This is a genomic window from Anaerostipes caccae L1-92, from assembly GCF_014467075.1.
Taxonomy (GTDB): Bacteria; Bacillota; Clostridia; order Lachnospirales; family Lachnospiraceae; genus Anaerostipes; species Anaerostipes caccae.
The window spans coordinates 962,285-982,804 of sequence record NZ_AP023027.1; the positions used below are offsets into that span (position 1 = coordinate 962,285).

At 44.8% G+C, this 20,520-nt stretch carries 20 protein-coding genes and 1 riboswitch; of the genes, 16 read left to right on the forward strand and 4 right to left on the reverse strand.

Annotation, left to right across the window (positions count from 1 at the left end; genetic code table 11):
• Positions 1–7: 7 nt before the first annotated feature.
• Both ANCC_RS04780 and ANCC_RS04785 read left to right on the forward strand, forming a co-directional pair.
• On the forward strand, positions 8–211 hold the full coding sequence (locus ANCC_RS04780; protein ID WP_006566447.1) for a hypothetical protein: 204 nt from the start codon (positions 8–10) through the stop codon (positions 209–211).
• Between the two features lie 16 nt (positions 212–227).
• On the forward strand, positions 228–401 hold the full coding sequence (locus tag ANCC_RS04785; protein WP_006566446.1) for a DUF4250 domain-containing protein: 174 nt from the start codon (positions 228–230) through the stop codon (positions 399–401).
• Between the two features lie 481 nt (positions 402–882).
• On the opposite strand, the gene ANCC_RS04790 is transcribed toward ANCC_RS04785, so the two are convergent.
• Both ANCC_RS04790 and ANCC_RS04795 read right to left on the reverse strand, forming a co-directional pair.
• The gene (locus ANCC_RS04790; protein ID WP_006566444.1) at positions 883–1,338 is read right to left on the reverse strand and encodes a VOC family protein; all 456 of its coding nucleotides are present in this window, start codon (positions 1,336–1,338) and stop codon (positions 883–885) included.
• A gap of 38 nt (positions 1,339–1,376) precedes the next feature.
• Positions 1,377–2,210: a helix-turn-helix domain-containing protein gene (locus ANCC_RS04795; RefSeq protein ID WP_006566443.1), complete on the reverse strand. Its 834-nt coding sequence runs from the start codon at positions 2,208–2,210 to the stop codon at positions 1,377–1,379.
• A gap of 181 nt (positions 2,211–2,391) precedes the next feature.
• On the opposite strand from ANCC_RS04795, the gene ANCC_RS04800 reads away from it, so the two are divergent.
• From ANCC_RS04800 to ANCC_RS04845, 10 genes are all read left to right on the forward strand, one after another.
• Entirely contained in the window at positions 2,392–3,096 is a 705-nt protein-coding gene (locus ANCC_RS04800; RefSeq protein ID WP_006566441.1) for an ABC transporter ATP-binding protein, read from the forward strand.
• A 9-nt stretch (positions 3,097–3,105) separates the two neighbouring features.
• Positions 3,106–6,243, forward strand: a complete 3,138-nt coding sequence (locus ANCC_RS17590) for an FtsX-like permease family protein (protein ID WP_039946472.1) — start codon at positions 3,106–3,108, stop codon at positions 6,241–6,243.
• Positions 6,244–6,272: 29 nt separating this feature from the next.
• Positions 6,273–7,586: an alpha-amylase family glycosyl hydrolase gene (locus tag ANCC_RS04810; protein WP_006566439.1), complete on the forward strand. Its 1,314-nt coding sequence runs from the start codon at positions 6,273–6,275 to the stop codon at positions 7,584–7,586.
• Between the two features lie 80 nt (positions 7,587–7,666).
• Positions 7,667–9,214, forward strand: coding sequence for a ribonuclease Y (gene rny / locus ANCC_RS04815; RefSeq protein WP_006566438.1), 1,548 nt, complete (start codon positions 7,667–7,669; stop codon positions 9,212–9,214).
• Positions 9,215–9,496: 282 nt separating this feature from the next.
• On the forward strand, positions 9,497–10,297 hold the full coding sequence (locus tag ANCC_RS04820; protein ID WP_009289005.1) for an SDR family oxidoreductase: 801 nt from the start codon (positions 9,497–9,499) through the stop codon (positions 10,295–10,297).
• A 51-nt stretch (positions 10,298–10,348) separates the two neighbouring features.
• A complete protein-coding gene (locus tag ANCC_RS04825) occupies positions 10,349–12,205 on the forward strand; it encodes a PTS mannitol transporter subunit IICBA (protein ID WP_006566436.1) in 1,857 nt (618 codons plus the stop codon).
• Between the two features lie 89 nt (positions 12,206–12,294).
• Entirely contained in the window at positions 12,295–13,002 is a 708-nt protein-coding gene (locus ANCC_RS04830; RefSeq protein WP_006566435.1) for a DeoR/GlpR family DNA-binding transcription regulator, read from the forward strand.
• 44 nt (positions 13,003–13,046) lie between these two features.
• Positions 13,047–14,186, forward strand: coding sequence for a mannitol dehydrogenase family protein (locus ANCC_RS04835; protein ID WP_006566434.1), 1,140 nt, complete (start codon positions 13,047–13,049; stop codon positions 14,184–14,186).
• 15 nt (positions 14,187–14,201) lie between these two features.
• A complete protein-coding gene (locus ANCC_RS04840) occupies positions 14,202–14,729 on the forward strand; it encodes an NUDIX hydrolase (protein ID WP_006566433.1) in 528 nt (175 codons plus the stop codon).
• Between the two features lie 102 nt (positions 14,730–14,831).
• Complete coding sequence (locus tag ANCC_RS04845) at positions 14,832–15,395, forward strand: hypothetical protein (RefSeq protein WP_006566432.1); 564 nt, start codon at positions 14,832–14,834, stop codon at positions 15,393–15,395.
• On the opposite strand, the gene ANCC_RS04850 is transcribed toward ANCC_RS04845, so the two are convergent.
• Entirely contained in the window at positions 15,366–16,394 is a 1,029-nt protein-coding gene (locus ANCC_RS04850) for a 3-deoxy-7-phosphoheptulonate synthase (RefSeq protein ID WP_006566431.1), read from the reverse strand. The two genes, ANCC_RS04845 and ANCC_RS04850, sit on opposite strands and share 30 nt — an antisense overlap.
• A gap of 210 nt (positions 16,395–16,604) precedes the next feature.
• A riboswitch (FMN riboswitch) is annotated at positions 16,605–16,758 on the forward strand.
• Between the two features lie 125 nt (positions 16,759–16,883).
• Between ANCC_RS04850 and ANCC_RS04855 the strand changes: the two genes are divergently transcribed.
• On the forward strand, positions 16,884–17,492 hold the full coding sequence (locus ANCC_RS04855) for an ECF transporter S component (RefSeq protein ID WP_039946515.1): 609 nt from the start codon (positions 16,884–16,886) through the stop codon (positions 17,490–17,492).
• Between the two features lie 74 nt (positions 17,493–17,566).
• On the opposite strand, the gene ANCC_RS04860 is transcribed toward ANCC_RS04855, so the two are convergent.
• A complete protein-coding gene (locus tag ANCC_RS04860; protein ID WP_006566429.1) occupies positions 17,567–17,956 on the reverse strand; it encodes a thioesterase family protein in 390 nt (129 codons plus the stop codon).
• 248 nt (positions 17,957–18,204) lie between these two features.
• Here ANCC_RS04860 and ANCC_RS04865 point away from each other — a divergent pair, with 248 nt between their 5' ends.
• Genes ANCC_RS04865 through ANCC_RS04875 form a run of 3 tightly spaced genes read left to right on the forward strand, consistent with a single transcriptional unit; the run spans position 18,205 to position 20,427 of the window.
• Positions 18,205–18,810 carry a histidine phosphatase family protein gene (locus ANCC_RS04865; RefSeq protein ID WP_039946470.1) on the forward strand — a complete coding sequence of 202 codons (606 nt, stop codon included), beginning with the start codon at positions 18,205–18,207 and terminating at the stop codon, positions 18,808–18,810.
• 36 nt (positions 18,811–18,846) lie between these two features.
• Positions 18,847–19,278 (forward strand): DUF1700 domain-containing protein, encoded by a 432-nt coding sequence (locus ANCC_RS04870; RefSeq protein ID WP_006566427.1) that lies wholly within the window; start codon positions 18,847–18,849, stop codon positions 19,276–19,278.
• Between the two features lie 9 nt (positions 19,279–19,287).
• On the forward strand, positions 19,288–20,427 hold the full coding sequence (locus tag ANCC_RS04875) for a M20 metallopeptidase family protein (RefSeq protein ID WP_006566426.1): 1,140 nt from the start codon (positions 19,288–19,290) through the stop codon (positions 20,425–20,427).
• Positions 20,428–20,520: the final 93 nt, after the last annotated feature.

Consider the following 20,520-nt stretch of genomic DNA (forward strand, 5'->3'; position numbering starts at 1 on the left):
CCTGCTTATGAAACTGTATTATTGTGACCTGAAGCAGGGAACAGAGACATTCATTGCCGAAGCGCAAGGAGATAAAGAAATATGGAACGCCATGGAACGCTGGCTGACGGAACATGGTTTTGGGCTGATTTATGTGATTCATCACATTGAAAAACAAAAGATTTATTACGAATTTGGAAAGGAACACTGCTTTTTTGTGGTTGTGACATAAGTGAGGAGGAAAAGAAATGCTGCCGAATGATCCGGTGATACTGTTAAGCTACATCAATACACAGCTGAGGGACTATTATGACAGTTTCGAGGAACTGTGCAAGAGTCTGTGTGTGGACTCAGGAGAGATCAGCACAAAACTTTCGGGTATCGGTTATGAATATCATCCTGAGACAAATCAATTCAGATAATGGAGAATAAGGGCTGCCGGATGGCGGCTTTTATTGGTTTTCCCAACCTCAAAAAGAGACGAAATGCCGGGAGACCGCTTAAAATGGCGGTTGGAAGCCGATTTGAAAGAAAATGCCGGAAAAACAGAAACGGTTGGGAAAAATTCAGAGAAACGTTGAATTTATCAGGGAAAATGACTATAATGGATATAAGGAATGGCGGAAATACGTTGGATAAATAAAAACAAGAGTTGTATTGAAATATGGAAGACTTACAAAATAAAAGATTTGATAACATGATAAATAAAAACAAGAGTTGTATTGAAATTCCGCCTTAATGTTGCTATAGATAACCTCTGTATTTCGATTAATAAAAACAAGAGTTGTACTAGACCTTTATTTACAACAAATACAAATCATGAAAAGGCATTGAGCTTCTTTAATTTCACAAGAAACTCAATGCCTAAATTTTTACTTTTTTATATCCGTCGATTCAAATCATTTATAAAAACTGCTCAACAAACCCAACCGGAAGCATCGTTCGCTCTGCAGTTTCTTCTGCTGAGAGCCCCTGTGACAAGAAACGTTTTGCAACGCTCTCCATGCTCTCTGCTGTCTCTACGATATATTTGTCATAATCGTAAAACCGCATAACACGCTGGCCCCATGGATATTCTTTGATGCCATGGAGAAATTCAATCCCTTCCAGAGCTTTCAGCTTATCTTCCCAGGCGTCCAAGTCTTCCACTTCAAAATAAAGCTGAAAATTATCAGGTTTCTCCTGGGGCTCCAGTTTCACTCCGACCAATTCTTCGTAGTTGGACTGCAGAGACAGGCCGTTTTGAAAAGAAACATGAACCCCCAGATCCATCTCTACCGTTTGTTCCATTACCTTCTCATAAAAATTTTTGGACCTTTCCATATCAGATACCGAAATCAACGTACCGCCGTATATCATATTTTCTGCTCCTTTCTGCTTTGTACCTACATTATAGATCAGAATTTAGCAATCTCGCTGTAAAAATCGGACATCTCACGGCGGTATTCCTGTGGAGAAATTCCGCATACAGATTTAAAATCGTGGATAAAGTGAGGCAGATCATAAAATCCGGATAAATTGCAGGCATTGGTGATGCTGTTTTGAGGATTATGCAGGAGCCGGACTGCCGTATTTATGCGCACCAGGCGGGAAAAAGTCTTCGCGTTCATTCCGATACACCGAGAAAATATCCGGTTTAAATGCCGCTGGCTGTAATAGACAGTATCCGACAACTCTTTTACAGAGAGACTGCCCATGTTCTGAATAATGTTCTGAACAGAAAAATGCAGTTCGGGGGACAGAGAAGCTTTTATGTTTGTCAGCAGCAGGCTGTCGATGTTCCTGATCATTTCATATGCACTGCGGGCTTTTTCGATGCTTTCAATGATCCGTTTATCTAACCCGAAACTTAGGTCAGAAGGAGAGAAAGCACGATCAGAAAGCTCCTTTTGCGGAACACCTGTAAATGCGTATAAACCGGCCGGCTGGAACTCAATAATAAATAACATTTCTGCCTGATTTGCCTGCTCACCGACGCTACAGGCCGCCGTGGCCGGACCAAACAAGCGGCTGCTCATTCCGGTTTCATTACAGGAACATACCAGAGTTGCGCACCCGTGGGGGATGACGGTGTAATGATTTGAGATCATGTCACTGCCGGGGAAGGTGACAGTGTAATTAGAAATCCAATCCCGCAGTGCCGGATGAGGAAGGAGATACATATAATCCTCTCCTTTTTCCAGAACACGATGGGGTTCGCGGTAAAATCTCAGGTCATCTTTCGTGATCATAAGCTGCCAGTCCTTTCAAAATTTATATACCAGACATTCGTTTTATAACCTTATCATAACATATCAAATGATGAAATCTAATGGAAATCATTTTTGTCTGACCGCGGCAGAGCATATAGGTATTATTTTCTGCGAAAATATGTTAAAATTTATGTATCTCGGATAGCGGAGGGAACTGCATATGGATGATTTTATTCGGTTGGAAGAAGTGAGGAAAATATATCAGACGGGACAGGTCGTTACCAAGGCCGTGGATGGGATTAATTTTACCATCAGTGAGGGAGAATTTGTCGTCATCATAGGAGCCAGCGGCGCCGGAAAGACCACAATTTTGAACATTCTGGGAGGAATGGATACCGTTACTTCCGGTTCTGTTTTTGTAGATGGAAATGATATCGCAAAGTATTCAAGAAGACAGCTGACCCAGTACCGGAGAAATGACATCGGATTTGTATTTCAGTTTTACAATCTGGTGCCCAACCTGACGGCGCTGGAAAATGTGGAGCTGGCCCTTCAGATCAGTAAAAATCCGCTGGATGCGGAACAGATTCTTTCGGATGTGGGGCTTTCTGAGCGCCTCTCTAATTTCCCTGCCCAGCTTTCCGGAGGAGAACAGCAGAGGGTTTCCATTGCCAGGGCCCTTGCCAAGAATCCAAAGCTTCTGCTCTGCGATGAGCCGACCGGGGCTCTGGACTATAAGACAGGAAAATCGATTCTAAAACTTTTGCAGGATACTTGCCGTGAGAGAAATAAAACTGTGATTGTCATCACTCACAATCTTGCGATCGCCCCGATTGCAGACCGTGTGATCGAGATCAAGAGCGGAAAAGTACATGATATGCGGATCAATCAGGAGCCTAAATCAGTAGAGACGATAGAATGGTAGGTGGACCATATGAAGAAAGCGCTTCATAAAGACAATTTCATGATGGTCCGAAAGACACTGCCGAGATTTTTGTCGATCTTTTTTATTGTTGCATTGGGAGTAGCGTTTTTTTCCGGAGTCCGGGTTACAGAACCCGATATGAAGTTAACCGCAGATGCCCAGTTTGACGAGAGCAGGCTTATGGATTTAAGAGTCCTTGGCACCATGGGTATCACAGAGAAAGATGTAAAGGCGGTCAGAGAAATTTCCGGGATTTCCGTGGCGGAACCAAGCTACTCTGTGGACACGATCTGTAAATTGAATGACACAGAAAAAGTCTTAAAAGTCATGGCGGCGACCGACCGGCTCAACCAGATCAAAGTCACAGAGGGCAGGATGCCGAAGACGAACGGAGAGTGCCTGGTGGATTCTTATCTGATGGACCATTCGGATATCAAAGTCGGCGATACGATTACAGTGTCTTCGGGAACGGATGATGACATTGGGGAGACATTAAAAGAATCCTCACTGAAAGTAGTCGGAGTGGGAAGTTCCTCCTATTATCTTTCCAGAGACAGGGGAACGGCAACTATAGGAAATGGGCAGATCAGCGGTTTTGCTGTGGTGCCGAAAGAAAATTTTAAATTGGATGTCTGCACGGATTTGTATATCACTGTGAAAGGGGCGGCAGGGAAGACTGCATATACGGACGACTATGATGATATCGTAGAAAAAGCAGAAAAAAAGATTAAGAATATTTCCGACAGCCGCTGTGAGATTAGACAAAGAGAAATAAAGGACGAGGCTGAAAAGGAAGTAAAAAAGGCTGAGAATCAATATAAAAAAGAAAAGAAAAAAGCGGATAAGAAACTCGCAGAAGCAGAGCAGAAACTCAAAGATGCCAAAAAGGAAATAAACGCCGGACAAAAAGAGATTGCTTCCCGGAAACATAAGATATCCCAGGGCGGGAAAGAGATACAAAAGGGATGGCAGAGTTACAGAGACGGCAGGAAGCAGCTTTCTAAGGCAGAGAAAGATATTAAAAGCAATGAGAAAAAGCTTGTGAAAGCAGAAAAGGAACTTGCCAAAGCGAAAGAACAGTTAAAACAGCAGATACAGCAGGCAGAAGCTATGGGACAGATTCCTCCACAGATGCAGCAGAAATTTGAACAGGCAGAGAAGGAACTTTTAAGACAGGAGGCAGTTTTGAAAGCCTCTAAAAAGGAGCTGGCCAAAGGGAAAAAGGAACTTCAGGCAAGCAAACGAAAGTTAAATAGTTCTGCCTCTCTGCTGAGGAAGAAGGAAAAAGAACTTAAGAACGGAGAACTTAAAATTTACGAGGCTGAGAAAAAGCTTTCAGATGCCCGAAAGGAGCTCAAAAAGGGAGAAAAAGAATATAGATCTTCTAAGAAGAAGGCGGACCGCAAGTTTGCCAAGGCAAAGAAGAAGATCGATGATGCCCGGAAAGAGATAGATGATATAAAGATGCCCAAATGGTATGTGCTGGACCGGAACAAGATTCAGTCTTACGTGGAATACGGAGGGGACACCGAAAGAATCGGGGCGATCGGAGAAGTATTTCCGGTGATTTTCTTCCTGGTAGCCGCACTGGTGAGTCTGACGACCATGACCAGGATGGTGGAGGAGCAGAGAACCCAGATCGGAATTTTAAAGGCTTTGGGGTACACAGGCTTCGATGTGGCAAAGAAGTATGGACTGTACGCCCTGCTCGCCACAGCAGGGGGAAGTATCATTGGTGTGCTTGTGGGAGAGACAATCCTTCCCAAGATCATCATCGAGGCGTATTCTATGATGTATACGGGAATCGGTCCGGTAAAACATCCGTTTGAGACCAGGTTTGCACTGACAGCCTCCGCGGCCTCTGTGTGTATCACGCTTGGAGCCACCATGTTTGCCTGTTATAAAGAACTGAGGGAAAAACCGGCGCAGCTGATGCGCCCTGAGGCACCGAAGGAGGGCAAACGGATCCTGCTTGAGCGGATCGGAATTCTGTGGAGGCATTTAAACTTTACGTGGAAGTCCACCCTGAGAAACCTGTTCCGGTATAAAAAGCGGTTTTTTATGACCATATTCGGAATCGGCGGGTGTATGGCGCTGCTGCTCGTCGGTTTTGGGTTGAAAGATTCTATTTTTGCCATATCAAAAAATCAGTATCAAAACATTATGACTTATGATGCATCGGTCACACTAGAAGACGATCTGTCTGCAAAAAAGGAGCAGGAAATTGCATCTTGGATACAAAAACAGCATACAATACCAAGCAGCACCAAAATCCGCAGCGTCTCAGTAGATTTGGAGTTTGATGGGGACAGCAAGTCGGCTTCTCTGTTTGTTCCGGAAGATGCCAAAGGACTTTCATCTTATATCCGGTTTAAGGACCGGATATCCGGGGAGAAATACCGGCTCTCTGACAACGGCATTATTCTCACGGAAAAAGTGTGCAGCCTGCTGGGCATCAAAATCGGAGATACTGTCATCATCAAAGAAGGAGAGACAAAGACTGTCCGGGCGAAAGTGGAGCATATTACAGAAAATTATATGCATCACAATATCTATATGTCCAAAGATCTATACCAAAAGCTTTATGGAGAGGAGCCGGAGTACAATCAAATTCTTTTAAAAGACAAAGACAGATCCGAAAAAACAGAGACAGATCTTGGAAAAGGTCTGCTGAAGCAGGAGGGGGTGGCATCTGTTTCCTTTATCTCTGATTTTGAGAAAGAGATGAACGATATGCTGAACAATCTGAATATTGTTGTGTTTGTCTTAATTGTATCTGCCGGACTCCTGGCTTTTGTAGTATTATATAATCTGAACAACATTAATATCGCTGAGAGGAAGGCGGAACTCGCAACCCTTAAAGTTTTGGGTTTTTATGACCTGGAGACCGCAGCCTATGTTTATCGGGAAAATATCCTGCTCACTGTCATAGGCACAGCCGTGGGAGCGGGTTTGGGCATCCTCCTCCACCGATATGTGATTTTAACTGCGGAGGTAGATCTGATCATGTTTGGAAGACAGATCCTGCCGCCCAGTTATTTATACAGTGTTCTGCTCACCATAGGGTTTGCGGCGCTGATTAATTTCATGATGTTTTTCCAGCTTCGGAAAATCAGCATGGTGGAATCTTTAAAGAGCACAGAGTGACACCCCAAAGGTAGGAAGGGAGATTGACTATGAAAGGATTAACAATGAAGGACTTGATTTTTTATCACATTTTTCCGCTGGGAGCTTTTGTGGATGATGAGACAGAACATGGGATATTGGAAGTAAAGGAATGGATACCTCATATCAAAGGGTTGGGAGCCAATGCCATTTATTTTTCACCGGTTTTTGAGTCCAGCAGCCACGGATACGATACGAAAGATTATAAGGTGATCGACCAAAGGCTTGGAACGAACGAAGATTTTAAAGAAGTATGCAATGCACTGCATGAAGAAGGAATCAAAGTTATTTTAGACGGTGTATTCAATCATGTGGGCCGAGAATTCTGGGCATTTCAGGACGTTTTGGAAAAGAGGCAGGATTCTGAATATAAGGATTGGTTCTATATCAATTTTGACGGAAACAGCAACTATGGTGACGGATTCTGGTATGAGGGGTGGGAAGGCCATTTTGAACTGGTAAAATTAAATCTGGATAACCCCGCAGTCAGAGACCACCTTCTGGATGCAGTGGGTATGTGGATGGAGGAGTTCGGGATTGACGGTATCCGTCTGGATGTAGCCTATATGCTGAACCGGACATTTATGAAGAATCTTGTGGATTTTGCCAGAGACAGAAATCCGGAGATGGTCTTTATAGGAGAAATGCTGCACGGGGATTACAGCACTCTGGTCAATCACCATATGCTTGATTCTGCCACAAATTATGAATGTTATAAGGGACTGTACTCCAGTTTTAATACCCACAACATGCACGAGATCGGTTATTCTCTGAACCGGCAGTTTGGCCCGGAACCATGGACACTTTATCAGGGACTCCCTCTGTACAGTTTTGTGGATAACCACGATGTGATGAGGATTGCCACCCAGCTTACGGATGAAAAACATCTGCCTCTGATCAATGCACTCATGTTTGCCATGCCGGGGGTACCGTCCGTCTACTACGGAAGTGAGTGGGGAATCGAGGGATTTAAAGAACCCGGCAGTGACGACGCACTTCGTCCGAGAGTAAAACCTGAGGATCTGAAGCGGGGAGAACTCTATCAATACATCGCAAAGCTTTCAGAAGTGAGGAAACACAGTCAGGCGCTGAAAGACGGCGGTTACAGAGAAATACGCACGGAACAGGATATCATCGCCTTTGAGAGAGAAGCGGGAGAAGAGAGAATGATTTTTGCCTTAAATGCGGGATCGGAGGAATATACCCTGCATTTTGACGCCAGAGCGGGAAAAGGCACGGATCTTCTGACCGGAGAAGAGAAGGATTTTGGGGGAGGGCTTTTGATTCCTCCGTATCAGGCCATGATTATTCAACCTGAGCGTTAGGCTTTCTTGACTTTTTGTGCAAAAACATATAAAATTATAGAAGTGTTTTATGCACAAAAAATTGAATAAGGAGGAGGCCTGTGGTATATATAATTATTGCCATTATCGCAACTCTGGTCATTGTTGCGCCAATTTCCGCCTATGTTGCCAATCAAAGAAGCAAGAAGGCTATGGAAGTAACCATTGGAAACGCAGAGAGCAAAGCCAGAGATATTATAGATGAAGCCATAAAAGCAGCGGATGCGAAGAAACGCGAAGCTTCACTTGAGATCAAGGAAGAAACTATAAAAGCGAGACATGACTTTGAAAAGGAAACAAAGGAACGCAGGGGTGAACTGCAGAAGTACGAAAAGCGCGTACTCAACAAGGAAGAAACTGTTGACAAGAAAGCAGAGATGCTGGAGCGCAGGGAACAGTCTCTGACTGCCAAAGAAAAGAATTTTGAGGCAGACAAGGCAAAAGTGCAGGAGCTCAAGTCCAAACACTTACAGGAATTAGAAAGAATTTCTGGGCTGACCTCTGATCAGGCAAAAGAACAACTATTATCAGCAGTGAAGGAAGACGTAAAGCACGAGACAGCGATGCTCGTAAAAGAGATGGAATCCAGAGCAAAGGAAGATGCGAGAAAGAGAGCCAAGGAGTATGTGGTCACAGCCATTCAGAAGTGTGCCGTAGACCATGTGGCCGAGACGACGATCTCTCTTGTACAGCTTCCAAACGACGAGATGAAAGGACGCATCATCGGCCGGGAGGGCAGGAATATCCGTGCCCTTGAGAATATGACAGGAGTAGAATTGATCATCGATGATACCCCGGAAGCAGTCGTATTGTCAAGTTTTAATCCGGTCAGGAGAGAGATTGCAAGGATTGCTCTTGAAAAGCTGATCGTGGACGGAAGAATTCATCCGGCCAGGATCGAAGAGATGGTGGAAAAAGCCACAAAAGAAGTGGAGACGAAGATGCGGGAAGACGGGGAGGCTGCAACTCTGGAACTTGGAGTTCACGGTATCCATCCGGAACTGGTCCGTCTGCTGGGCAAGATGAAATACCGCACCAGCTATGGACAGAACGCACTGAAGCACTCTATGGAGGTGGCACAGCTTTCAGGGCTGCTGGCATCTGAGATCGGAGTCGATGTCAGGATGGCAAAACGCGCTGGGCTGCTCCATGACATTGGAAAAGCTATCGACCACGAAGTGGAAGGTTCCCACGTAGAACTTGGAGTGAACTTGTGCAAGAAGTACAAGGAACATCCGATTGTAATCAATGCAGTGGAATCCCATCATGGGGATGCAGAACCAGATACATTAATCGCTTGTCTTGTTCAGGCGGCAGATGCGATTTCCGCAGCGAGACCGGGAGCGAGAAGCGAAACACTGGAAAGCTATACGACGAGACTGAAACAGCTGGAAGAGATCGCAGATTCCTTCCAGGGTGTTGATAAAACTTTTGCGATACAGGCAGGTCGGGAGATTCGTGTAATGGTAGTTCCAGAACAAATCAGTGACGACGACATGATTTTACTGGCCAGGGATATTTCAAAACAGGTGGAAGATAACCTGGATTACCCGGGACAGATTAAAGTCAATATTATCCGTGAGTCACGGGTTGTGGACTACGCGAAATAATCAATGGAAAGTGAGACAGCAGATGAATTCATTCATCTGCTGTCTTTTTTTGATGAGAAAAATCCTTCACACATATTTAAACCGCAAAAAACATGCAGATAACCGCATTTTCGTACGAAAAATGCGGTTAATTTATTATAAAAACGCATATAACTGCAATAAATAGCCTTGACAATGCAAAAATATGCTGGTATTATAAAGGAACAGCAAACAAAACAGGCAAACAGATGCATAAAATGCAGATGAAAGCGCAAAAAAATGCAGAAAGAAAGGAAAACAAGTATGGAAAAGTGGATGGACTTAAGCGGGAAAGTCATGATCGTCACAGGCGGAAGCCAGGGGATCGGTGAACATGTAGTAAAAACACTGAGAAATAACGGTGCCGCAGTTGTGGTTGCGGACTTGAGAAACAATGAGACGTTTGAAAAGGATGAGAACATCTTTTTTGTTGAGTGCAACGTTGCCGACAAGAAAAGTGTGGATTCGATGATGGAACAGGTAATAAAGAAATATGGAAAAATTGATGGCCTTCTGAACAATGCAGGAGTCAGCCGTCCGAGACTGCTGGTTGATTTTTACGGAAAACGTCCGGAATATGAACTTTCAGAAGAAGACTTTGATTTTATGGTCAATGTCAATCAAAAAGGAGTATTCCTGTGCTCACAGGCTGCTGCACGTTACATGATAAAACAGAAATCCGGAGTGATCGTGAATATGTCATCTGAGGCGGGGATGCAGGGCTCCAAAGGCCAGAGCTGCTATTCAGGCACAAAAGGAGCAGTCCTTTCTTACACAATGTCATGGGCGAAGGAGCTGGGCCCCTATAATATCCGCGTTGTCGGTGTGGCACCGTCGATCAATGAGAGAACTCCTATGAATAACGACGCAGCATTTGAAGCGCTTGCGTATACAAGAGGACAGGATAAGAACAATGTTTCATCCGATTATGAAAAAGTTATTCCGATGGGAAGACCGGGGAAATTAGATGAAGTTGCCGACTTGATCTGCTACCTGATGTCCGACCGTGCAAGCTACATATCCGGAACTACTGTAAATATCAGCGGGGCAAAGTCTACACGTTAAAAAGTATTTCAATAGTAAAAAGTCAAAGTATGAGAACCGGAGGTGTAAGATATGGAAACAAAAGCAGGGGCACTGGACAGAATCCGTAAATTCGGCGGGCATATGAGCGGGATGGTCATGCCGAATCTGGGTGCATTTGTGGGCTGGGGACTGCTGGCAGCATTGTTCATACCGACAGGGTGGATTCCCAATGAAAAATTAAATGAGATGGTAGGACCCATATTAAATTATCTGCTGCCGCTTCTGATCGGCTATACGGCAGGCTATAATATCCATGGACAGCGGGGAGGTGTTATCGGTGCATTTACTACCATGGGAGTGATTGTAGGTTCTGATATCACTATGTTCAGCGGAGCCATGATCATGGGCCCGTTTTCTTCATGGCTTCTAAAGAAGTTTGACCATGCCGTGGAGGGGAAAATCAAACCCGGATTTGAAATGCTCATCAATAATTTCAGCCTTGGAATCCTTGGATTTGCTTTGGCTATCCTCGGTTATCTGATCATCGGGCCGGTGGTAAATGCGATTATCGCTTTTTTGACGGCAGGAATCAACTTCCTGATCGCGAAGAAACTGATTCCGCTTTTGGCTGTATTTATGTGCCCGGCCCAGGTGTTGTTTTTGAACAATGCAGTAAACCATGGAATTATCTCACCGATTGCATTCGCTCAGGCTCAGGAGGCCGGTAAATCCCTGATGTTCCTGCTCGATTCTAACTGTGGTCCGCTGCTTGGCACCTTATGCTCTATTGCTGTTTTTGGAAAGGGAAAAGCAAAAGAGACAGCTCCCATGGCGATGTTTATTGCGGGAATCGCCGGTATCGGGGAAGTGTATTTTCCTTTTATTCTGGCAAATCCGATCATGATTTTTGCTACAATGGGCGGTCTTGCAACCTCCCTTCTGCTCCTGGTCGTGCTGGGCGGCGGTCTGGTCGGCATGCCGTCTCCGGGCAGTCTGATCAATATAGCCCTTATGACACCAAAGGATGCTGCGGTGGCAAATGTTCTGGCAATCGGAGCGGGATTTGCGGTGGCGCTGCTGATCGGTTCTTTTATTCTGAAGACCATAGGCTCTCCGGAGGAAGAGGCAGATCTTGCCGTAGCCGGTATCGATATGGGAACAAAGACGGCAAAACCGGAAGCGGCCTTAAAGAAACATAAGCCTTCCTCAGGAGGTGCCATCCGTTATATCATCGTGGCCTGTGATTCAGGAATGGGCTCCAGCGCCATGGGAGCATCGGTTTTAAAGAATCGTCTCCAGAAAGAAGGATATAAAGATATTAAGGTAAAGAATTCATCGGCCAGCCGGATTGATCCTGATGCGGACATGATTATCACGCTGGAAGGGCTGATTGAGAGGGCAAAACTGAGTGTAGACAATACAGGCAGGGAATTTCTGGCGATCAACAACTTTCTGAAAGAAGCTGATTACGACCGGGCTTTGGAAGTGATTGAAGACAGAAACGGCAAAGAAAAAGCAAAACCTATTTTATCAGAAGAAAACATTGCGTTAAATGTGAAGGTAAAGGATAAAGAAGAGGCCATTCGGTATGCCGGAAAAATTTTGGTGGAAAACGCGTATACGACTCCGAAGTATATTGAACATATGATGGAGAGGGAGAGGAGATTCTCTGTGTATATCGGAAACCATCTGGCGATTCCTCATGGGATAGAGTCATCAGATTCGGAAATATATACTTCAGGCCTGTCTGTAGTACAGATTCCGGAAGGCGTTGACTTTGGTGATGGAAATATTGCATACGTTGTCATAGGTATCGCCGGGAAAGACGGCACTCATCTGAATATGCTCAGCAACATAGCGCTGATCTGTGCTGAGGAAGAGAATATTGAAAAGATGAGGCATGCTGAAAATAAACAAGAGATTATGGAACTATTAAAGAATATTTAATGTCCGCTTTTGCTTTCCCTTTTCCGGCGGATTCGTTATAATAATATTAATCTAATCAACAGAATGTATGTGTAGGAGAAGGTAAAGCGATGAAGATGTTAAAAGCAGAGAGGCAGGATAAGATCCTGGAGATTCTGTCCCTCGAAAATAAAATTATTGCCAGCGAATTAAGTGTGAGGCTTGAAGTTTCTGAGGATACGATCCGCAGAGATATTAAAGAATTAGACCAGAGAGGTCTTTTGAAAAAGGTGCACAGCGGAGCCGTAAAAAACGGACCTTTGAAGGAAGATTTTGATGCAAGGATTGATCTGAATCTGGAAGAAAAGATTCGTCTGGCCAAAAAGGGCGCAGAATTGATCAAACCCGGATCTGTGATTTTGATCGATGACGGAACAACTAACTATCAGGTGATCAAGCAGCTGGATAAACACATGCGCTGTACGGTTATTACGAACAGTATTCCGATTATCCTTCTTTTAAGAGATTATCCAAACATCGATGTGATCACGCTGGGCGGGAATCTGTATAAATCTTCCATGGCTACCTATGGCTATGAGGTCATCAAACAGCTGGAGCTGCTTCATCCGGATTTGTATTTTATGGGGATTTACTGTATGAGCAGTGAAGTGGGCATCAGTCATTCATCCATGGAAGAATGCCAGCTGAAACAGAAGATGCTCTCTGTCTCTTATCAGACTGCGGCACTTGTGACCAAGGAAAAGATCGGATCTGTGTCAAATTATGTCATATGCAAGACAGGTGACATTACATATTTGATCACAGATTCTGATCAGTAAATATAGAGCTGTTTTTCAGACAAAACACAGATCAGGAGGGAAAAATGAAGAATGTATTGATTGTGGGAGCAGGACGGTTAGGAAAAGGGTTTGTAGGCGAAACTTTTGACAATGCGGGATGGAATCTTACATTCCTGGATAAGGACCCGAGAGTTACAGAAGAATTACGAAAACACGGTTGTTATTATGTGAAGGTACACCGGGTGGATGAAATACAAAACCGTACGGTTAAAAATTTTAAAGCATATACTTGTGATGAAGAATACTCATGTATGGAGGCTTTCTTGGAGACGGATGTGATCGTACTTCCGCTTTATCCGGAAGACTTTGAAGAGGCAGCAGGTTATTTGACGAAGTGCTTTGAAGAATTTTACAGGGTGCATCCGGACCGCAGACTGACTATGATCTGTATTACAAATAAAAATTATCTGATCCCGGGAATTACGGAGGCATTCAGAAAAGATTTGTCCGAAGATGCAAAGGAGTGGTTCGATCAGAATGTAGTGATCCGGGACTCTATTATCCGCAGGAGTACAGATGCCAAGAGTAATTATGATGTCCATATTGATACGGTTGCAGTAAATTCACTTTTGATCCAGCAGCCGGTCAATAACGATTTCAGTGATGTGGAATGGATGGAACTTACGGACAAGATTGAGATGCTCAAAGACATTAAAGTCACCGCAGTCAATGGTCCCCATGCAACACTGGCCTATATGGGATATTTAAAGGGGTACAGTACGATTCCGGAATCTGAGGCTGATCCTGAGATCGCGGAAGTTGTGGAAGGAGTAGTAGAGGAGATTACGGCAGCCGTCATGAAGGAATATCCGATTACACCGGAGGAGCTGCACAATCTCGTTTATTTTGCACCGGCTAAGGGTGTGCTTCCGGATTCTATCTACCGGGTAGGATATGATCCGATCCGTAAATTATCAAAAGGAGACCGTCTGACAGGAGCCGCCGAGCTGTGTCTGAAACACGGCGTCAGTTTTGATTCGATCGCCAAAGCCATGGCGGCCGGATTCCAATATGCGGAGCCCAGGGACGCAAACGCACAGAAACTTCAGCAGGAGATTAAAAACATTGGAATTGAACAGGCCGTATCTGAATATACTGGTCTGGACGCAGACAGCCCGATTGCAAAACGTGTCATCGAATATTATCATCAGTCTGCAAGATAGAAGGCGGAGGAGCATATGGACGGATATAAAAAGATCAGACAGAATCTCGTACATCAGGGAAAAGTAGTGGGGTTTTATGAAGATGTCATTACACTGCCCAATGGCAATACTGTCACCTGGGACCTGGTAAAGCATCCGGGAGCCGCAGCAATTATTCCGGTCACGGAGGAAGGGAATATCCTGCTGGTCCGTCAATATAGAAATGCCCTGGACGCCATGACTTATGAGATACCGGCCGGAGGTATTGAGCGGGGGGAGAGCGGATACGACTGTGTAAAAAGGGAGATCGAGGAAGAGACAGGGTGCAGGGCAGAAAAGATTGAACCTCTGATCACGATTGTAACCGCCATTGGCTTCTGCGATGAAAAAATTCCAATCTTTGTAGGGACCGGGCTTCATAAGACAGAGCAGAATCTGGACGAAGACGAGTTTATCGATGTATATGAATTTTCGCCTGAGAAAGTGAAGGACATGATCTTAAAAGAAGAGATTGTGGATGCCAAGACGATTTCCGGAATCATGACATATTTGAGTACGCTGTGAGGATGAAATACCGGGTGTCATAAAGAAAAAAGGTAGCACATATAATTTTATGTGCTACCTTTTTATATCCGCGGAGCAAATGATATCTGGGAGGGAATTTAGATGGAGCGGAAAAAATTTTTCATCGGTGTGTTCGTGCTGACTGGCCTTGTGCTGGGAAGCCTTTTTACAAATGCAGTGTATAAGGATTATCTGGAGTATGGGGGACAGATGGATTCCCTTGTCCTCAGCGGGAAAGGACTTTACATATCAGGCAGCAGCCTTCTGCCCTATATTTTATTTAAGAGGGGAAAGCAGTACGGCATTTTATTTCTGATCGGTTTTATTTTGAAGCCGGTGGTGCTTTTATACGGCGGACTTTTCTGTCTTTCTTTTTTTCTGGGTTCGATCCTGTCTCTGCAGGTGATGAATTTAGGGATCGCAGGCCTGCTGATTGTGATACTGAGCCTGTTTCCGCACTATATCTGTTACGGCGGTTCCATGTATCTTCTGTATCAGCGAAATGTAAGAGATGAAAAAAAAGAAGAAATAACCTTTGATACAGGTCATTCCTTCTTAAAAAAATTTTCCATTCATCTGGAACTGATACTGCTGGTGCTGGGATGCTTTTTAGAGAGCTATGTCAATCCCGGAATCTTAAACATGTTCAGCCATCTTATAAAGTAATTCCTCTGTCTTTTCCCATCCAAGGCAGGGGTCTGTGATGGATTGGCCGTACACGCCGTTTCCGATCGGCTGGCTGCCGTCTTCGATATAGCTTTCGATCATGATGCCTTTGACGAGAGAATTGATCTCGGGGAGAAAGCTTCGGCTGTGGAGGACTTCCTGGACAATCCTTGGCTGCTGATCCCACTGTTTTCCTGAGTTGGAGTGGTTGGCATCCACAATGACGGCCGGGTTCGCAAGGCCGAATTTTTCATACATGTAAGCAACTCTTGCCAGATCTTCATAGTGGTAATTCGGTACATTGTTGCCGTGTTTGTTGACGGAGCCGCGGAGAATCGCATGGGTCAGAGGATTTCCGTCTGTATTTACTTCATAGCCGTTGGCGATGAAATTGTGGGAACTTTGTCCGGCGACGATAGAATTCATCATCACGGTGAGATCGCCTCCGGTTGGGTTTTTCATTCCTGCGGGAATGTCGAAACCGCTGACGGTCAGACGGTGCTGCTGATTTTCCACGGAACGGGCGCCTACGGCTACATAGGACAAAATGTCTTCCATGTAGGGCCAGTTTCCGGGATAAAGCATCTCATCAGCCGCAGGCATATGGAATGCTTCCAGAGCGTCGATGTGGAGTTTTCTCACGGAACGGAGACCTGCGGCCATATCCGGAGCTTTCTCAGGGTCCGGCTGGTGGACCATTCCCTTGTATCCGGCGCCGTTTGTTCTCGGTTTATTTGTATAGATCCTTGGGATCATCAGAAGCTTGTCGGAAACCTTTTCCTGAACGCCGGCCAGGCGTCCCAGATAGTCCATCACCGCTGTCTCGTTGTCGGCAGAGCAGGGACCAATGATCACGATGAATTTTTCGGACTCCCCGGTGAAGACCTTTTTGATTTCTTCATCTCTTGCCTTTTTTATCTGCCTTGCCTCTCCGCTCAAAGGAAATTCCTGCTGGAGTTCCTCAGGAGACGGCATTTTATTGATTCTATGCATACCCATAATCTTATCTCTCCTTTATTTCTCAATCTGTATGTAGACGGCTCATAAAGCCGATTGTTATAAGTTTACCAAATGTTCACAGTGCTGTAAAGAAGGAAAGGCAAAACGGTGTGTACCCGAAAAAATCCTGAAGATGCCTTTACAAACGGGAAAAATTTGTCTATAATAAACATAGTATAAAATTGCATATCGAAGTAGAGAATAATGATTCTCCAACTTCAGGGCAGAGTGAGACGTTTTAAAGCGTCAATTCTCGACTGGCGGTGATCCTTTTTTATAGAGCAGAAGGCAAGTCCGCGAACCGAAAGGCCGATTGAGTGTGAATCTCAAACCAACAGTATAGTCTGGATGAAAGAAGTAACCATGGACGGTATTTTTGTATCGTTCAGCACAGCCCTGTCTTTGGTGACAAGGGCATTTTTTATTTTGCAGGGTTGGATCAGACATCCCCCTCAGAATAAAAGAATTGTTAAATGGAGGAGAAAGAAAATGATGAATGAAACAGCAGCAGTGAGTAAAGTAAATGTAAGAAAGATCACAGTGACCGCCATGCTTGGAGCGCTGGCCGCAATTCTGATGTTTTTTGAATTCAGCGTGCCGTTTATCATGCCGGGGTTCATTAAGATGGACTTTTCAGAACTTCCCGCTCTGATCGCCGCATTTTCCATGGGGCCGGTATCAGGCATCGCAGTGTGCTTTATTAAAAATATTGTAAATCTTCTGCACACTACGTCCGGCGGGGTAGGGGAGATTTCCAACTTCATTCTTGGAGTCTGTTTTGTACTTCCGGCAGGTCTGATCTACAAGAGAAACAAATCACAGAAAGGAGCACTGATCGGTGCCCTGACAGGTGCTGTCATAATGGCAGTGGTGAGTGTGTTTTCCAACTATTTTATCGTCTATCCGGTCTATGAAAACTTCATGCCGATGGAAGCAATTATCGGAGCTTACCAGGCGATCAACCACAATGTCAGAAACTTATGGGATGCATTGATCTGGTTTAACATGCCGTTTACCTTCGTAAAAGGAATGTTCAGCGTTGTAATTACATTTTTGGTATATAAGAGGATATCTCCGATCTTAAAAGGAAAACATTAAGATTTAAGACAATTATCACAGAATATAATAAAACGTCAATCCGAACTTAAGGATTGACGTTTTTTGATGAATGTTTAATTTAATTTTTGTTTTGCATTATCTAAAAATGAATCTGCGGCCACGATATAGCGCTCGTGTGTGCCGATGCCGATCCGGCCTTTATTGTCCATAATTTCCGCCTGAAACTCTAATTTCTTCCGGTTGATCTCTGTCAGGTGACACTGGCAGGTGACTTGGCACCCTACGGGAGTGGCAGACACATGGGAAATGTTTAAATTGGTGCCGACTGTGGTCATGCCCTCATCCAGCTTTCCCTCTAATAATTTTACGGCAGCTCTTTCTACCAGGAGTGTCATGGCAGGTGTGGCATACACAGGAAGGCTTCCGCTCCCCCAGTGGGCGGCAGTCAGTTCGTCAGTAACCTCTTCTGACAGGGTGATCTTGTCTCCAATTTCAATCTTCATAAGTTGTCCTCTCTTGATTTATTCCGTATCGTTTTAGGATAGGTAACATTTCATACACTTAGTATAGCAAAATAAGATAAAAATGCTATAGTTTTTTAAGAATTTATTGTAATCTGTGTATGTCTGAAGACGGTTCATACAGTGTGAGGCTGTAAAAGTCCAGAAAAGGCTATGGTGTAAAGCCGGTAAATACGTTAAAATAGTTTTTGACGGATATAATATTAAAATTAAGGTGAGGAGGAATCTTATTGAAATTATACATGATGAGGCATGGAGAAACTTCATGGAATAAAATACGCAGAATTCAGGGACAGTCGGACATTGATTTGAATGAGGCAGGCAGAGAGGCGGCCAGGCTCACGAGTGAGGCTCTGAAAGATTTCAGATTCGACGCAGCCTATACGAGTCCGCTCAGCAGGGCCAGGGAGACAGGAGAGATCGTACTTGCGGGAAGAGATATCCCGCTCATCGAGGACGAACGCCTGAAAGAGGCCAATTTTGGACCGTATGAAGGGGCCGATCTGAATGAATTATACGAAAAAAAAGAACCCATTCTGGACTTTTTTGACCGTCCGCATAAGATGACGCTGATCGAGGGTGCGGAAACCCCGGCACAGGTCGTAGAGCGGTCGAAAATATTTCTGGAGGAATTTATTCTCCCGATGGAAAAAGAAGCAGAGAGTGTGATCTTATTTACACATGGGGCGTTTATTCACGGAATGCTGACAAACATGTATAAGAGAGATGTGAGAGACTTTTGGAAGGGGCCCAAGCTGAAGAATTGTTCCATTAGTACGGCAGAAGTAAAAGACGGCCGTTTCTGTGTGCTCAGTGAGGCAGAGGTCCTGTATTAAAATTCAGAAAGAGAAAGAAGCTAAAGGAGACATACGATGACGAAATATGAGTTTTTAAAGGAACTCCGGGAAGCGCTGGAGGGACAGGTGCCGATGAGTGAAATTGAGGATTCCATTTCCTATTACAGAGATTACTTCAGCCGCCAGGAGGCAGATGGAAGAAGCGAGCAGGAGATCTTGGAAGAACTCGGCAGCCCAAGGCTGATTGCAAAATCCATTATCGAGACAAAGGGCGGGGAGCAGATCTATTATGAAGATACCTATGAAGAGCAGGTGAATGAAGAGGAAGGTTCTCCGAAAGTTTTTGTGTTTGATTCTTTTCTGACGAAGATTGGGTGTCTGGCAGCAGTGATCATTGTCATCATACTGATTGGAAGTATGTTCGCCGTAGCGCTGCGGTTTATCGGACCGATCATTATGATCCTCCTTCTTATTTATCTGATCAAAAATGTTTTCGGAAAGAGGTAAGGGCAGAAAATGAATATCATTCAGGAAGTAAACCAGGCCAGAGAGCAGATCGTAAAGTACAGGCAGGATCTTCACCGATGTCCGGAGACGGCTTTTGAAGAATATGAGACTACAGCCTATATCAAGCGGCAGCTGGATGCCATGGGGATATCCTATAAGCCGCTGTATCCCACCGGCATTGTGGCGGAGATCGGGAAGGGCAGGGAAGCTGCTGCACTAAGGGCCGATATTGATGCATTAAAAGTAGAAGAGGAGACAGGATGTTCTTTTGGGTCAGAACATCAGGGATATATGCATGCCTGCGGACATGACGGGCATGCAGCCATTCTTTTGGGCACAGCCGGTATTCTGAAAAAGCATGAAAAGGAATTATCAAAAAAAGTATTTCTTGTTTTCCAGCCGGCGGAGGAGACTGCCCAGGGAGCAAAACTGGTTCTGGAGTCAGGGCTTTTAGAAGACGTAAAAGAAATATTCGGACTCCATATTTTTTCCGGAATCGAAGCCGGGAAGATTTCACTGGAGGCGGGGCCGAGAATGGCTGCCACGGACTGGTTTTCTATAGACATCAGAGGAAAATCCGGTCATGCCGGAAAACCGCATCTTTGTACAGATGCATCGGTAATCGCTGCGGCCACAGTCATGAACCTTCAGACGATCGTGAGCAGAAATACCGATCCTCTGGACTCGGCTGTAGTTACCGTGGGAAAGATGATCTCAGGTACAGCCAGGAATGTCATATCCGGCTCTGCCAGAATCGAGGGAACAGTCCGGACATTTTCGGAAGAGACTGAAAAAATGGTGAAGGAACGGGTCATCGAAATCGCCGTGGGAACAGCCGGTCAGCTGGGAGGAGAAGCGGCCGTAGATTATCCGCCGTCCAGCCATCCGCCTCTGGTCAACGGGAAACCGACGGTGGAGAGAGCCATGCGGGGAGCAGGAAAGATTTTTTCCGAGAAAGATTTTGTGCATGTGCCTCCGATGATGCTCGGAGAAGATTATTCCAACTATTTAAAGACGATTCCGGGAGCGTTTGCATTTGTGGGCGGGGGTAAAGATCAGTTTCCCAATCACCACAGCAGATTTGATATGGATGAAAAAGCACTGGAAAGCGGAGTGAAACTGATGCTTGCTTATGTCATGGAAGAGTAGGCGGTTTGCAGGGATGAGCGGTACAAAAAACGGCAGAATGTACAGTATTTCGTGCTAGACCGCAATTCACAAGTATGCTATAATCATAGCCAA